This is a genomic window from Pseudomonas sp. RA_35y_Pfl2_P32 (assembly GCF_963970735.1).
In the GTDB taxonomy this organism is placed as follows: domain Bacteria; phylum Pseudomonadota; class Gammaproteobacteria; order Pseudomonadales; family Pseudomonadaceae; genus Aquipseudomonas.
This window is the reverse complement of sequence record NZ_CAXAQF010000011.1, coordinates 109,310-123,340: the sequence shown is the minus strand read 5'-3', so window position 1 is coordinate 123,340 and position 14,031 is coordinate 109,310. Positions and strand designations below refer to the sequence as shown.

General features: G+C 57.3%; 10 protein-coding genes. 2 read left to right on the top strand and 8 right to left on the bottom strand.

All coding sequences use genetic code 11. The annotated features are described in order from the left end of the window. Positions 1-3: 3 nt before the first annotated feature. Together AACY45_RS13100 and AACY45_RS13095 are read right to left on the bottom strand one after the other, a co-directional pair. Entirely contained in the window at positions 4-1,572 is a 1,569-nt protein-coding gene (locus tag AACY45_RS13100) for an ABC transporter substrate-binding protein (protein ID WP_339545870.1), read from the bottom strand. A gap of 126 nt (positions 1,573-1,698) precedes the next feature. Next, on the bottom strand, positions 1,699-2,565 hold the full coding sequence (locus AACY45_RS13095; RefSeq protein WP_339545869.1) for an alpha/beta hydrolase: 867 nt from the start codon (positions 2,563-2,565) through the stop codon (positions 1,699-1,701). Positions 2,566-2,695: 130 nt separating this feature from the next. Between AACY45_RS13095 and AACY45_RS13090 the strand changes: the two genes are divergently transcribed. Further along, the gene (locus AACY45_RS13090) at positions 2,696-3,574 is read left to right on the top strand and encodes a LysR family transcriptional regulator (RefSeq protein WP_339545868.1); all 879 of its coding nucleotides are present in this window, start codon (positions 2,696-2,698) and stop codon (positions 3,572-3,574) included. Positions 3,575-3,728: 154 nt separating this feature from the next. Here the strand turns inward: AACY45_RS13090 and AACY45_RS13085 are convergent, their stop codons facing one another. Genes AACY45_RS13085 through AACY45_RS13075 form a run of 3 tightly spaced genes read right to left on the bottom strand, consistent with a single transcriptional unit; the run spans position 3,729 to position 7,938 of the window. After that, the gene (locus AACY45_RS13085; protein WP_339545867.1) at positions 3,729-4,892 is read right to left on the bottom strand and encodes an iron-containing alcohol dehydrogenase; all 1,164 of its coding nucleotides are present in this window, start codon (positions 4,890-4,892) and stop codon (positions 3,729-3,731) included. 35 nt (positions 4,893-4,927) lie between these two features. Further along, positions 4,928-6,703, bottom strand: coding sequence for an acyl-CoA dehydrogenase C-terminal domain-containing protein (locus tag AACY45_RS13080; RefSeq protein ID WP_339545866.1), 1,776 nt, complete (start codon positions 6,701-6,703; stop codon positions 4,928-4,930). Next, on the bottom strand, positions 6,700-7,938 hold the full coding sequence (locus AACY45_RS13075) for a 3-hydroxyacyl-CoA dehydrogenase (protein WP_339545864.1): 1,239 nt from the start codon (positions 7,936-7,938) through the stop codon (positions 6,700-6,702). The genes AACY45_RS13080 and AACY45_RS13075 overlap by 4 nt, the downstream gene beginning before the upstream one ends. An 80-nt stretch (positions 7,939-8,018) precedes the next feature. Between AACY45_RS13075 and AACY45_RS13070 the strand changes: the two genes are divergently transcribed. After that, positions 8,019-8,936, top strand: coding sequence for a LysR family transcriptional regulator (locus tag AACY45_RS13070; RefSeq protein ID WP_339545863.1), 918 nt, complete (start codon positions 8,019-8,021; stop codon positions 8,934-8,936). A 318-nt stretch (positions 8,937-9,254) separates the two neighbouring features. On the opposite strand, the gene AACY45_RS13065 is transcribed toward AACY45_RS13070, so the two are convergent. The 3 genes from AACY45_RS13065 to AACY45_RS13055 all read right to left on the bottom strand — a co-directional run bounded on the left by AACY45_RS13065 (position 9,255) and on the right by AACY45_RS13055 (position 13,996). Further along, positions 9,255-10,145, bottom strand: coding sequence for a D-hexose-6-phosphate mutarotase (locus AACY45_RS13065; protein ID WP_445261185.1), 891 nt, complete (start codon positions 10,143-10,145; stop codon positions 9,255-9,257). Between the two features lie 520 nt (positions 10,146-10,665). Continuing rightward, positions 10,666-12,030 carry a DUF1329 domain-containing protein gene (locus AACY45_RS13060; RefSeq protein WP_339545862.1) on the bottom strand — a complete coding sequence of 455 codons (1,365 nt, stop codon included), beginning with the start codon at positions 12,028-12,030 and terminating at the stop codon, positions 10,666-10,668. A gap of 292 nt (positions 12,031-12,322) precedes the next feature. Continuing rightward, positions 12,323-13,996, bottom strand: a complete 1,674-nt coding sequence (locus AACY45_RS13055; protein ID WP_339545861.1) for a sulfatase family protein — start codon at positions 13,994-13,996, stop codon at positions 12,323-12,325. Positions 13,997-14,031 lie beyond the last annotated feature (35 nt).

The following is a 14,031-nucleotide window of genomic DNA, read 5'->3' as shown; positions in this document are numbered from 1 at the left end:
GCCTTACTTGGAAATGTCGGCCAGCTTCACGCCCCACAGGCGCGGCTTGGCAACGGGCCAGGAGCGGTACCCTTCAACGCGCTTGCCCATCGCGCCGATGGCTGTACCGTTGTAGATGGCCACCATTGGCACATCCTTGAGCATCAAGGTATGCAGCTTGTCGAACAGCGGCTGGCGCTTGGCGGGATCGACCTCGCGCTGGACCTCACGCAATATCGCCAGGGCCTCGGGGTTGTCCCAGACTTTGCGCGGTTCCTTGTGCTTGTCGCCGATCACCGATTCGTAGCTTTGCGCCGCGTCGAAACGCCCCGAATAAGAGAACGACATCATCTGGTAGCTACCGGTCTGGTAGCGCTCCAACTGCGTGCCCCACTCCAGGGTCTCCATCTCGATATTCAGCCCCGCCGCCTGGGTCATGGCCTGGCTGAGCAAGCCCATATCGAACATCTGCGGGTAACGCTTGTTGACCAGCATGCGGATCTTTTCGCCGCCGTAACCCGCCTCTTTCAACAAGCGCCGGGCCTCGTCGAGGTTGTAGCTGTAACCCTGGTGCGCGGTGGCGTCGTAGTACGGGCTGGCGGTAGGGATGACCGAGTTGTTGACCACCGACAAACCATCGGACAACGCCGCAACCATCTGCGCGTAATCCAGGGACAGCGCCACCGCACGACGAATGCGCACGTCCTTGAGCAGCGGGTCACGGGTCTGGAACAACAGGCCACTGATGGTCATGATCGGACTGACCTGGATCTGCAGATTCTTGACCTGCTTGAGCTCGGCGGCATCCATCGCCGTCACATCTGGCAGCAGGTCCACACCCCCCGACAGCAGCGCAGCCTTGGCCGAAGCCGAATCGGGGATCACCTCGAAACGCACCTTGTCGACAAACGCCTGCTTGTTGCCGGTGTACCCGTCCGCCTCGGCCTCGGCCCGCGGGGTGTATTGCTTGAAGCGGTCCAGCTCGACGTACTGGCCCTTTTGCCATTTGCCCAAGGTGAACGGCCCGGTACCAATCGGTGCGCGCCAGCTGCCATCGGCGGCCAGGGAGTCCGGATGCAGAATGCCGCTGCCCGTGCAATCCGGGCGGGCCATCGCGGCCAGGAACAAGCCGTTGGCCTGGTCCAGCTGGAACACTACGGTTTTCGCGTCGGGGGTGGAGACGTCGACGATCTTGGCCGCGCCACGGCCATCGAACTCCGCCAGGCAGCGCCACTGGGTCTTGGGATTAAGGTAGCGCTGCCAGGTCCATTGCACGTCCTTGGCCGTTAACAGCTGGCCATTTTGAAAGTGCACGCCATCGCGCAGGGTAAAGGTGTAGCGCAGGCCGTCCGGCGAGACATCCACCGCGCTGGCAAGCATCGGTGCGATGCTGGTGTCTTCACGATACGCCACCAGCCCTTCGACGATATGCATCATGACCGCATCGGTATTGTCGTCGCGGTTGACGCCGGGGTCGGTACTGCGGATATCGCCATTGAGACCCACATGGATGACCTGGTCTTGCGCTACGGCCATGGGCACAGTGCATGTCGCCATCGCGACGACCAGCGCGGTCTTTACGTAATTATTCACGGGAGAACGACTCCTTGAAGAAGTATTCCGGTCAGTGGCGAAGGCCAAGGCAGGACCGGCATCAGAATGAGTGAATCCTTAGTTATTGTTGTACGGCCTGTTCTGAGTGCATCTAGCAGCGGTGTATCAGCCAAGGCTGCGCTTGTGGCGCAGCACCTTGGCGAAAAAGTCCTGGGCAGCCGGCATGGCCTTGATGCCCTGGTGGGCCACGTTGGGCAACAGGTCAAAGTGCACCTGTACGCCCGCGGCTTCGAAACTGGCCTTCAAGCTAGCCAGCCGTTCCGGACGTGTACGCCCGGCGGCGTTGGCGCCGACCATGTAGTGTTTTCCGCCTTCGCGGTGGGTGATCTCCCAGGTTTCGAGGTCGGAATCTCCCACCACCATGTGCACCGGTAGTTGCTGCAAGGCTTGCAGGTTCAGTGGTTTGCCGAAGCGCGCCGCGAAGTCCCGCACCCCTACCCACCAGTCCTGCTCGGCATCCAGCAAGGTCACCGATCCGGGCGCACCGATGGACGCCGCCCAGAGTTTCTCTGGGTGCAAGTAGCAGAATCGATGAGTGAATTGACCGCCACCGGAATAGCCAAACAGCGCGAAGGTATCGAAGCGACGACCATAACGTTTACCGACGCCGGCAATCATGTCGAGCAGGACCTGGTCGTAGCGGATATCGCCCTCGACCAACTGCTTGTATCCGTCCCCATTGCTATCTCCCAGAACACCGACCGGGAACAGCGGGGACAAAATCACGCAATCGTTCCAACGGCCAAATTCCGCGAAACCATTGCGATAGATCTCCATCGCCCGGGTAGAGCCGTGCAGCGAGACCACCAGGTCCACTGGCCGGGTGCTGTCTTCAATCGCCTCAGGCACGTAGAGGGTGTAGGCAAAACGGCTGTCTTCGGTGTGTGAATACACGGTGGTAGCACCGAGGTGGTACACGCTCTTGGCAGCACGCAGGGCTACTTGTTCGGGGCTGTTATCTACATTGCTCATTTGGAAAGTTCGCCGAGTCAGTTCGGCCATGATTATTGGTCGCAGGCTATAAAAAGAAAAACTAATTAAACTTTAATCTGAGTAAACAAAACCTTTACGATAAAGCGATACCCATGACTACGGCCCCCCCATGAGCAGTATTCGTTTTTTCAAGACTTTTATCGCCGTCGCCGAGTACGGTAGCTTTGCCGCCGCGGCCGACCGCGTCGCACTGACCAATGCCGCGGTCGGCCAGCAAATGCGTGCACTCGAAGAAGAGATGCGCCGACCGCTGTTCGACCGCAGCCAGCGGCAGATCAAGCTGAGCCGCGACGGCGTGTTGTTGCTGCCCAAAGCCAAGCGCCTACTGGCGGACTACGAGCAAATGATCGCCGAAGCCCCCGACGGCGTGGCGATGGAAGGTGAAGTGTCCATCGGCGGTATTACCTCCGGCATGGGCCTGCTCGCCAATTGCCTGGTGCAACTGAAAAAACTGCACCCGAGGATATCGGTCAACTTAATGACTGCCCGCTCCGACGAAGTGGTCAACCTGGTGCATGCGGCGAAACTCGACGCCGCGTTATTGATCGAGACCGCACGGCAAAACTTCGATGGATTGAGTTGGACCCTGCTCTACAACGAACCGATCGTCATGCTTGCCAATGCCACACAAACCGCCGGCATTGACGACGCGGTGGAACTGTTGAGGACCCAACCGTTTATTCGCTATGACCGGTCCACGGCAGTCGGCCGCAAGGTGCAGGCGATCATCAAGAGTGAATCCGTCGAGCCTTTGGAAATTCTCGAACTGAACTCCATCATCGGCATCGCCGACCTGGTTCGCCAACAAGTCGGTGTGGCTATCGTGCCCTTGCTGAAGAACTTTGACTGGCACAAAGACCCCAGCCTGCGGGTGCTGCCGCTGCCCGGCGACCTGGCGGTACGCCGGGTAGGGATATTGGAGCAAGGCACCAAAAGCGCGATTACCGGGGAGATTCGCAAGTTGCTGATGTCGGCTGTGGCGAAATGACCCCAAAAGAAAAACCCGCCAAAGGCGACGTTACTGACCGTTCGTGGAACGAAAGATGGTGCCGGAAGCCGGAATCTAATTTGGCCTAAAAACTGCCGTATTTACTTGATAAATGTGAAGTGTTTGTCGTTGTCACGCGATGTGGCGTTGGTCATCAGTAGGCCGCCTCATAGATGGCCAACGCGTCGGCTTCGCTGATTTCGCGCGGGTTGTTCACGAGCAGGCGCTGCTGTTGCATCGCATCTTTGGCCAGTTGGCAGAGGCTTTCTCCGGGAACGCCGGCATCACGCAGCGCCGTCGGTAAGTCGCAACGAGATCCCAATTGCGCTAATTCACAGACAAATTGTTCGGCGCGGCTGTGGTGATCACCGGCCTGTAGCCTTTCTCCCAGCAGGGGCTGCGCCAGTTCGGCGTAATCCGCCACGGCGGCTGGCAGGTTGAAGCGCAGCACATGAGGCAGCACCAGCGAATTCGCCAGCCCATGAGGAATGTGAAAATGCCCGCCCAGCGGGTACGCCAGCGCATGCACCGCCGCCACCGGTGCGTTGGCAAATGCCTGGCCGGCCAGGCAGGCACCCAGCAACATCGCCTGGCGCGCGGCCAGGTTACTGCCGTTGTACACGGCCTGGTCGAGGTTGGCGGCCAAAAGCCGTAACGCCTCTCGCGCCAAGAGGCTGGACAGCGGATTGCGCTTGAGCTTGCTGGTGTAGGCCTCGATCGCGTGCACCATGGCATCAATACCCGTCGCCGCCGTCACGGCTGGCGGCAGGCCTAACGTACAGACGGCGTCGAGTACGGCGAGATCCGGCAGCAACAACGGCGAGACAATGCCCATCTTGGTGGTGTCACCGGTGGTGACGATCGCGATCGGTGTCACCTCCGAGCCGGTCCCGGCAGTCGTCGGCACCTGAATCAGCAGCAAGCGCTGGCCCTTTGCTTTGTCGACGCCATACAACTCGGTGATCGGTTGGTCGCACTGCGGATGCGCCAGCAGCGCGACCAGTTTGGCCACGTCCATCGAACTGCCACCACCGAAGCCGACGATCAGGTCGGCACCGATATGCCGTGCCCGTTCCACGGCGGCGAGCACGCAGGCCTCGCTCGGATCCGCCGTCACGTCACTGAAGATCGCCACGGCAACTTTTGCGAGGGTGAAACCAGGCAACACATCGTCAAGCATGCCCAGGCGGGCAATACCCGGGTCGGTGACTATCAATACACGGCGCGCACCGCGTTCACTGCACAGATTGGCAAGGCGCGACGCGGCGCCGGTTTCGCAGAGAATCTGCGCGGTAGTGGCAAAGCTGAAAGACTGCATGTCAGCGACTCCTGTTTTTTGTAATACGTCTGCAATCAGCAACTGAAGTCGCTCGCGGGCATCGCCATCAAACAGTTCGCGCCACCCAACAATGCTTCCCGGTGTGCGCTTGCACGGGGTAATACGCGCCGCCAGTAGAAGTCAGCGGTCTGCAGCTTGGCTTGATAAAAGGCGCTTTCACCGGTGCCGTTAGTCAGGGTTTCACCCGCTCGAACCGCTGCCTGCAGCCAGAGCCCGGCCAGCAGGACGTAAGCCGAATACGCGAGGAACTCCACAGAGACCGCGCCGATTTCCTGCGGGTCCCGCTGGCAGGCCTCGATGATGGTCTTACCCAATGCGCGCCATTCCTCGAGGCGCTGACTGACTGCGCCCGCCATGTCCTGCAACGGGGTTTGCAGGCCAGCAGCATCGACGTGCAGAGCGAGCTCATCAATCAGCGCGTGCAATTCGGCACCACCATCGCCCATCAGTTTGCGCCGGACCAAGTCCAGCGCCTGGATGCCATTGGTGCCTTCATAGAGCTGGGTGATGCGACTGTCACGCATCAACTGCTCCATACCCCATTCGCGGATGTAGCCATGGCCGCCATAGATTTGCACGCCCAGGCTGGCGACCTCCTGGCCGACATCGGTGAAGAACCCTTTGACCATCGGGATCAGTAGCGCAGCGCGGCGAATGGCTGCGCGACGATCCTCGGGCTCTGGCGCACCGTGCTCCAGATCCAGTTGTCGTGCGGTGTATGCACCCAGCATCCTGCAACCTTCGGTGAGGGACTTCTGAGTCAGCAGCATGCGTCGCACATCCGGATGCACAATGATGGGGTCGGCGACTTTATCCGGCGCCACGGCACCGGTCAGCGAGCGCGACTGCAGGCGTTCACGGGCGTAGGCCAGGCCTCCCTGGAAAGCGGCTTCAGCGATCCCCAGCCCCTGCAACCCGACCTGGAATCGTGCATCGTTCATCATGGTGAACATGCAGGACAGGCCCTGATTCGGCTCACCAACCAGCCAGCCCTGGGCACCGTCGAAATTCATAACGCAGGTCGAAGCCCCCTTGATACCCATCTTGTGTTCCAGCGCGCCACAGCTCAGCGCATTGCGCCGGCCATCGGTAAGGATTTTGGGTACCAGAAACAAGCTGATGCCTTTCACGCCAGCTGGGGCATCGGGCAAGCGTGCCAGCACCAGATGAATGATGTTGTCCGTCAGGTCGTGCTCACCGCCGCTGATGAAAATCTTGCTGCCGGTGATCAGATAGCTGCCGTCGGAGTGAGGCTGCGCGCGGGTGCGCAGCAACGCCAGGTCGGTGCCGGCCTGAGGTTCGGTGAGGCACATGGTGCCGGTCCATTCGCCACTGACCATCTTGCCAAGCCAGGTTTGCCTGAGCGCTTCGCTGCCATGTCGGCGCACGGCCAGGACCGCACCTTCGGTCAACCCTGAATAGATCCGAAACGACAATGACGCCGCCATTAACATCTCGTGGACACAGGCCGACGCCATTTGCGGCAAGCCTTGTCCCCCGTAGGCTATCGGCCCGCTCATACTCGCCCAACCGTTGTCGACGTATTGACGATAGGCCTCGCGAAAGCCATCCGGCGTGCTGACTTCAGTACCGAACAACTGGCAGCCTTGCTCGTCGCTGTTGCGGTTGAGCGGGGCTATCACCTCTGCGGTGAAGCGCCCCGCCTCTTCCAGGATGCCGTCAAGGGTGTCTCGGTCCAGGTCCAGCCCCAGGCGGTAGCAGTGCCCAGTGACATCAAACATTTCATGCAACACGAAGCGCATATCGCGCAGCGGTGCCTGGTAGTTCATACGCGGCCCTCCACGACATCGGCAAAACGTTTGCCGCTGGCCATCAATCGGGGAATCAGTCGGGCGGGATGCCAATGCTCGCCGAAAAGACCTTGCAGACGTTCCAGTCGAGTCAGCAGGGAATTCATGCCCTGCTCATCCGCCCAGCGCATCGGTCCACCGGTTTCAACCGGAAAGCCATAACCGTTGAGCCAAACCTCATCAATGTCATGGCTGCTGGCCGCAATGCCTTCTTCGAGGATTTTCGCGCCTTCATTGACCAGTGCCAAAAGGCAGCGATCCAGAATTTCCCGCGCATCGATCTCGCGGCGGCGGTAGCCCAGTCCCTGAGACACCTTGAGTACACATTCGTCCACCAGTGGGTCATGCTCGGCCTGGCGACTGCCGGGAGCATAGCGGTAGTATCCCGCACCGGTTTTCTGACCCAGGCGCCCAAGTTCGCACAAGGCGTTGTCGACTTGCACCAAGGACGCGTCCATGCCCTGCCCGGCCAGTTGACGCGCGCGCCACTCTAGGTCGATGCCGACCACGTCATACATGCGAAACGGGCCCATGGCGAAACCAAACTGCTGCAGCACCGAGTCCACTTGTTGAGGCAACGCGCCTTCCAGGAGTAATTTTCGCGCCTCGGCCACATAGCTGCGCAGCATGCGATTGCCGATGAACCCGGGGCAATTGCCCGCCACCACCGCTACCTTGCCGGTTCGCTCGGCGAGCCTGAGAGCCACTTCGAGCACTTGGCTATCGGTGTCCTTGCCACGAACGATCTCCAACAGTTTCATGACGTGGGCAGGACTGAAGTAATGCAGCCCCAACACCTGTCGTGAACGCCCAGTGACCGCCGCAATCGCGTCGATGTCCAGCGCCGAGGTGTTGCTGGCCAGAATCGCCGTTGGCTTGAGGTGCACGTCCAGCGCGCGGAAGATTTCCTGCTTGAGCTCCAGGCTTTCGTACACCGCTTCGATCACCAGGTCCGCCTCGGCCAGTGCCGCGTAACTTTGCACCGGGCGTACTCGCTGGAGATTGGCGTCGGCCTCCATCTGAGTGATGCGGTGTTTACCCACCTGCTGCGACCAGGTTTGCTCAATCATGGTCAGGCCCAAGTTTTGTGTCTGGGTATTGCTCTCCAGCCACAGCACTGGCAACCCGGCGCTGGCCAGACTGATGACGATGCCCCGGCCCATGGTACCTGCGCCGATCACGGCGACCTGCTGGATATCGAAAGGGGTGCTCACGCGCGGTACTCCTTCATTGGCAAAAATGAACAGCCGTCACCCTAAGCAGGCTTCAAGTATTTTTGAAATTTCATTTTCATATGCCATATATTCTGATCATGAATATTTCAAACTTTGATCTGAACCTGCTGCGCGTGTTCGACATGTTGCTGCGTGAGCAGAATGTCTCACGCGCGGCGCAACGCCTGGCGTTGACCCAACCCACGGTGAGCAACGCCTTGGCGCGCTTGCGCGATACGTTGGACGACCCCCTGCTTGTGCGCGTCGGTCGGCGCATGTGTCCGACCCCTCGAGCGCTCGCGCTGGAAGGGCCTATTCGCGCTGCCTTGCAACAAATCGAGCAGACACTGTCCACCGATGACGCGTTCGACCCACAGCGCAGCCGTCGTCAATTGAGGATTGCCCTGACCGACTTCGTTGAACAATTGTGCATGCCGTCCTTACTGGCAAGCCTGCAAACTCAAGCGCCGCACCTGCGCATTGATGTTGCTCACCTGACTCCCAACCTGCCCGCCGAGGCGCTGGATAGGGGCGAACTGGACATGGTGCTGGGCCGTTTCGATCACGTACCGGCACGTTTCACCCGCCAGCTCTGGCGCAGTGAAACACTGCGAGTCGCGGTCTGTCAGGACCATCCGCGACTGAATGACGGCCTGGACCTGCAGCGCTTCCTGCAATTGCGCCACGTCTGGGTCCATGGTGGCCAGACCCGAGGCATGGTCGACCAATGGCTGGCGGAGCAGAACCTCGTGCGAGAGATCGTCTACACCACGCCCAATTATCTGCAAGCCGCGCATCTGGTGGCTGCGACCGAACTCTGTGTCGTGTTGCCGACGCAACTGGCACTGCAGTTCGCCCGGCTGCTGCCCCTGAAGCTGTATGAACTGCCGTTCGCGCTGCCGCCCTTTGATCTGGAGCTGGTACGCCTGACGCATCGCCAGCACGACCCGGCGCTGACCTGGCTTGAGGCGCAGGTCCTGGCGATTCAACCGAGTTGAACCATTACCCAATACGATGGCTGGCATACCGCTCTGGTATAGGCTACGGCTCGAACCGCTCCCTACAGTGGATCGCCCAAACAATAACAAGGACTGCTCCATGCTTTTTCCACAGCCTTTGCTCACCCTTGCCCTGCTGGCACCGCTTACCAGTCTCGCCGCCACACCTGATATACACGCGATCACCTCAAAGGTTTGACTGATTGATGAGTTGTCTAACGCAACCAAGTTGTAGCGTTTGGCAGCCATGTAGATCAAACAGGTAAGTGCCAAGCTCCATTTCCAACAATCGAATTTGCCGGCTAAAGGAAGGGCTTTTCAGTCTACTCTCGCTCTTAGTTCAAGCCGCGCCTCTTGTCCTGGTGCCAGCACTAGACTGTCCTCCAAGCATCTCGCAGCCTCGATGCACAGGAATTCCCTTCCTTCGATTCTGCTGACATCACTGAGCGGCATGCTACCCGGATGCCAAACTACAGTGTTCATATTGCTGGCCCCATCAATACGCAAGCGACGTTGCCAAACCGGGTCGCTGAGGTGCATCACTGCGCCTTGTCGATAAGCTCGATGATGCTCATTCACTATTCTGACGGTTCCCTTCTGGGTAAACGCTTCCTGTGTGAACAGGTCATGTACCTGAGCCCCCTCTAGACCATCCAGGGTGACTTCCAGAACATCCGCTACACGCCAGTACGCATGCAAGGCATGGCTCAGAACACAGGGCTCCGAGTCACGGTGGCTAGTGATGAGTTGCAGATGGAGTTCATCACCCAATACTGCCTTCAGTTCAACTCGCCAATCGTGCATTTCCAGACACCAATGCAACTGGACCCCCTGACTATCTGCTTGTTTTTTGATTAATTGCCAGTCGGTGAGCCGGGCCCATCCATGATGAGGTAAGCCACGCTCTACAGGGTGGCGACCAAACCAAGGCCAACAGACTGGCACGCCGCCCCGAATTGCCCCAACTTTAGGCCAGTGTGTGGCACACCATAGCAACGACCGCTCTCCACGCGGACGGAAATGTAAAAGCTGCCCACCCGTTCGACTGAACACGGCTTCGCAGCGCGGATGCTGAATCAGAAGAAGCTCGCGCCCCTGGTGCTCTGTCCAGCGAAAAAGTTGATGGTTGTTTGATCGCAACAGTCGGATCAAAGTGTTTTCCCAATCGCCTTCAAGCGAAGGGCCTGTAGGATGAGCGAGACTCACGATAAACTTCCCGCCACATTCAAAATGGATACAACCCGCTCATGAAGCACGACTTTTCCCCCGTAATTTTCTTCCAAAGCAGTCGCCAAACCTGCATTACTGGATATGACATGTTGGCGTTGTTTGAAAACTGAAAAGAGATTATTTACCGAGCCATAAAAACCAAGCTAATCAGCATCCTGACGAGTTAGCAAAAGCCAACCCGACACTGAACCGGACACGGCACAACAACACCATACTCCCCCACTAAGCACAGGCTGAGTCGGAGTTCGCCCATTCAGTCAAACGCCGATTTACAATACGCCGACACATCTAAGTAGCTCGATAACACCGCAGAGCCATGTCTTTTAAGCGACAACCGCATGCTTGCCATGCTCCCTTGAGATAAATAACACTGTTTAAAAACCACATAAACTTGCACATTATTTTTCTTAATCAGTAACGGCATGTAGTTCTCAGGTCAGTTACGATAATTTCGGATGATTGAGCGCATCGCCAGAGAGCTCAGGATCTATTCCTGGAATCAGCGAACACCGCTGGTTCGCAGTACACTCGGTGTGAACTGCTTGCGGTTGAAATCAAGATCAAACTGGTAGGCGTTCATCTGTTCATTGTAGAGACCATGTACCGTATAACGTCCGGACTGCACGTCGTAATGGGCCTCAGCATTAAACAATGGCATCTGCTGGTCATAGAAGAAACTGGTATGCCCCTCGGAAACGCGCCACAGATTGCCACGACTGTCATACGCATCCGCTTCAGCGGCCTGCCAGCTGTCCTCTTCGATATACAGATCGCGCCGCGAGTAAACATGTCGCTGCCCCGGCTTGAGCGTGGCGGTTACGTGCCAGACTCGGTGCAACTCGTAACGGGCGTGCTCGGGGTTCAGATGACCCGGCTTAATGATGTCGTCATAGCGCAGCTTGGGTGAGCCCAACGGGTAGGCGTTGTAGGGAATGTACAACTCCTTTTTACCCACCAGCTTCCAATCGAAGCGATCGGGGGCGCCATTGAACATGTCAAAATCGTCCGTGGTCCGCATGCCCTCGGCAGCAGGGCTGTCGTAGGCAACCTGCGGAGCTCGTCGTACGCGACGCTGATCAGCGTAATACTGCCAGGCCATTCGCGGTTCCTCGATCTGGTTGATCGTCTCATGCACTAATCCTACATTGCCGGCCAGACGCAACGGGGACAGGACCTCCTCGCGAAAGAAGTAGAGAATGTTTGCCATCTCACCCGGACTGTAATCGGATAACCCTTGCGGATAGACAAGTTGCTGCTCGATCAGGCTCGGTGTGAAGCTGCCGTCGACCTGCGGCGAGGCTTGCACCACCAGACGCTGGAAGGACCGCCCACGGTAGCGACCAATATGGTTCCAGATGACCTCCAGACCGTTTTGCGGAATAACGAAGGGCAAGCCGCTGCTGCGATAATTCTGCAGGGCATCACCATTGTTCTCCAAGTGGGTATCGGCTGCGTTCAGGCGGGTGCTGTCCAGATACTTCTGCGGCAGGCTGACCGAACGGCGGCTTGGATAAACCGGGATCCGATAGCTGTTTGGGTAGCGCTTGAACAACGCCAACTGCCCAGGAGTCAGCCTGCCTTTATACTGCTCGACGTTCTGCGCTGTGATGGTGAACAGTGGCTTGTCGTTGGCATAGGGATCTGGAAGAAACCCATTGGCGTCGCGCCGACCGCTCGCTTTCGGTAAACCGCCGGTCCAGGGCGGAATAGTGCCATCGGCATTACCGGTACGCTCGGCACCAATGGGGGTAAGGTCCTTGTCGAGTCGGCTTACCTGATCGACCGGCACCGCTGCCAGCGACTGGGTAACGAGCAGGCTCAAGCCCAGGCCAATGGCCTGAGTCTGTTGGGTACAACTGATCATCAGGGGCTCCTTATCAGGTGTTTAGACTCTGGCGCCACGGTTTGATATTTGATTCACAACATTGAATGTACAGTTCGAACTTACGGAGCCATTGCCAAATATGCACCTAGCGCATCGGAACACTAACTAAAAGAGAGCTAAAAGCACCAAACCAATACAGCAAACAGGGACTAAATTACACCCATTACCCCCATTATCTCTGATGGCAAACCATACTATTGAATACTGACTGCTACTTCCCCACCGAATTCAACTACATCAAAACAGCTGAATTCGGCAGGGTCCTCATTTGCTATCGCTGCGAGCGTGTGTCGTCTGCATCTGGAAAATAAATCCGCCCCTCTTGTTCCGCCTTTAGCTTGGCTGGAGTATCTGCCAGCTGGTCGTTGAATCTGTCCAAACGGTTAGGTTCTACCAGCCACTGATCGGGAAACGGGGCCGCACCTGGGCCTTCACGATGACGCCGCACCGCACCTCTTGAGTATCTCTCAGTGAAGGGCACTACGTGCTTGCCATCGGCATTGGCCATTTGTTCGAACAATGCCTTGCGCAGAGCAGTCTTGGTTTCCAGATAACGTGGTTCATCGATCAGATTGTGCATCTCACGCGGATCACTTTCCAGATCGTAGAGTTCCTCGATGTCCCATATACCCTGGTACTGGATGTACTTCATTTGATCGCGCTGGATTGCAAAAGTGGTTGGTGTCATCGGATAGGTCCATTCCCAGTAGTACTCGTAGACAAAATCCGGGACTTTCCAGTCCCCAACCGGCAGCCGTCCACTCGCGACCTCCAGTACGCTTTTTCCTTCAAATTGAGGCGGCGCCTCAACACCCGCGACATCCAGGAGTGTCGGGGCAATATCCAAGTTACGCACCCTGACAGGATTAGTAACTCCCGCAGGAATCAGTCCAGGCGCATACACCACCAATGGTACTTTTATCGAACCCTCATAAGCATTACGCTTGTCAATCAAACCATGGTCACCGATCAAATAACCGTTATCACTATAGAACACCACCATCGTGTTCTTTTCGAGGTTATTCTTCCTTAAGTACTCCATAATCCGACCTACACTATCATCCACGGGGGATAACGTGGCGTAGTAATCTTTCAAGTAATCCGTCATCTTCACATTCGAGTGATAGAAAAAATCCAGGCCGTGCCAACTGTTACGCTGGTTCTGCACCCACATCGGTTTACCGATCTTATTCTCCGGCGTATCGACGGCGCTCTCCGGAAGTTTAAAAGTGGCATCTTTATATTGCCCCTTATAACGCTCCGGAGGCCTCGGGAAATTATGCACTGCTTTATGGCTAAGATAGAGAAAGAACGGCTTTGACGTATCGCGCTCTTTCTCCAGCCAATGCATCGCATAGTCAGTAAGTTCGTCGGTGATATAACCTTTTTGAGGTACCACCTTGCCATCGACATTAAATGTATGTACAACCCCGGCCTTCATCGCTGCAGGTGACAAGAAGTCAGTCGGAAAATAGTTCCCCTGCCCCTTGAAGCTCACCCACTTGTCGAAACCAGGACGCGGCTCATCGGTTTCAGCCCCCATGTGCCACTTACCGATTAAGGCCGTCTGATATCCCGCTTGTTGTAAGTAACGTGGAAAGAAAGTCAGACCTTTCTCTGATGAATTGTTGTTATCGATCACTCCATGAGTCCGCGCCGTTTGCCCTGTCAAAATCGTCGCGCGGCTCGGAGAGCAAAGCGCCGAAGTGACCACGGCATTGGGAAAATAAGCCCCTCCCTTGGCTAATTGATCGATGTTGGGAGTCTGCAACCCTGGCTGCAAGAAACCCATACCGTCAAAACGCAAATCGTCGACCAGAATAAAGACCATATTGCGCGGTGGTGTTTTTTTATCTGTTTCCCTTGCCAAGGTCATTGGGCTGACACTTAGCATCGTCGCGAAAGCAGCGATAGCTACTCCCAGCAAATGTTTCCGCGGTTTCATGTTGTTTCCTTCTTCCGCCGTAACAACGTATTAGC

Excerpts from the sequence above, each read along its gene's own strand:
- AACY45_RS13080 (WP_339545866.1), bottom strand. The coding sequence starts at position 6,703 with ATGAACTACCAGGCACCGCTGCGCGATATGCGCTTCGTGTTGCATGAA.
- AACY45_RS13090 (WP_339545868.1), top strand. The coding sequence starts at position 2,696 with ATGAGCAGTATTCGTTTTTTCAAGACTTTTATCGCCGTCGCCGAGTAC.
- AACY45_RS13095 (WP_339545869.1), bottom strand. The coding sequence starts at position 2,565 with ATGAGCAATGTAGATAACAGCCCCGAACAAGTAGCCCTGCGTGCTGCC.
- AACY45_RS13055 (WP_339545861.1), bottom strand. The coding sequence starts at position 13,996 with ATGAAACCGCGGAAACATTTGCTGGGAGTAGCTATCGCTGCTTTCGCG.
- AACY45_RS13085 (WP_339545867.1), bottom strand. The coding sequence starts at position 4,892 with ATGCAGTCTTTCAGCTTTGCCACTACCGCGCAGATTCTCTGCGAAACC.
- AACY45_RS13070 (WP_339545863.1), top strand. The coding sequence starts at position 8,019 with ATGCCATATATTCTGATCATGAATATTTCAAACTTTGATCTGAACCTG.
- AACY45_RS13060 (WP_339545862.1), bottom strand. The coding sequence starts at position 12,030 with ATGATCAGTTGTACCCAACAGACTCAGGCCATTGGCCTGGGCTTGAGC.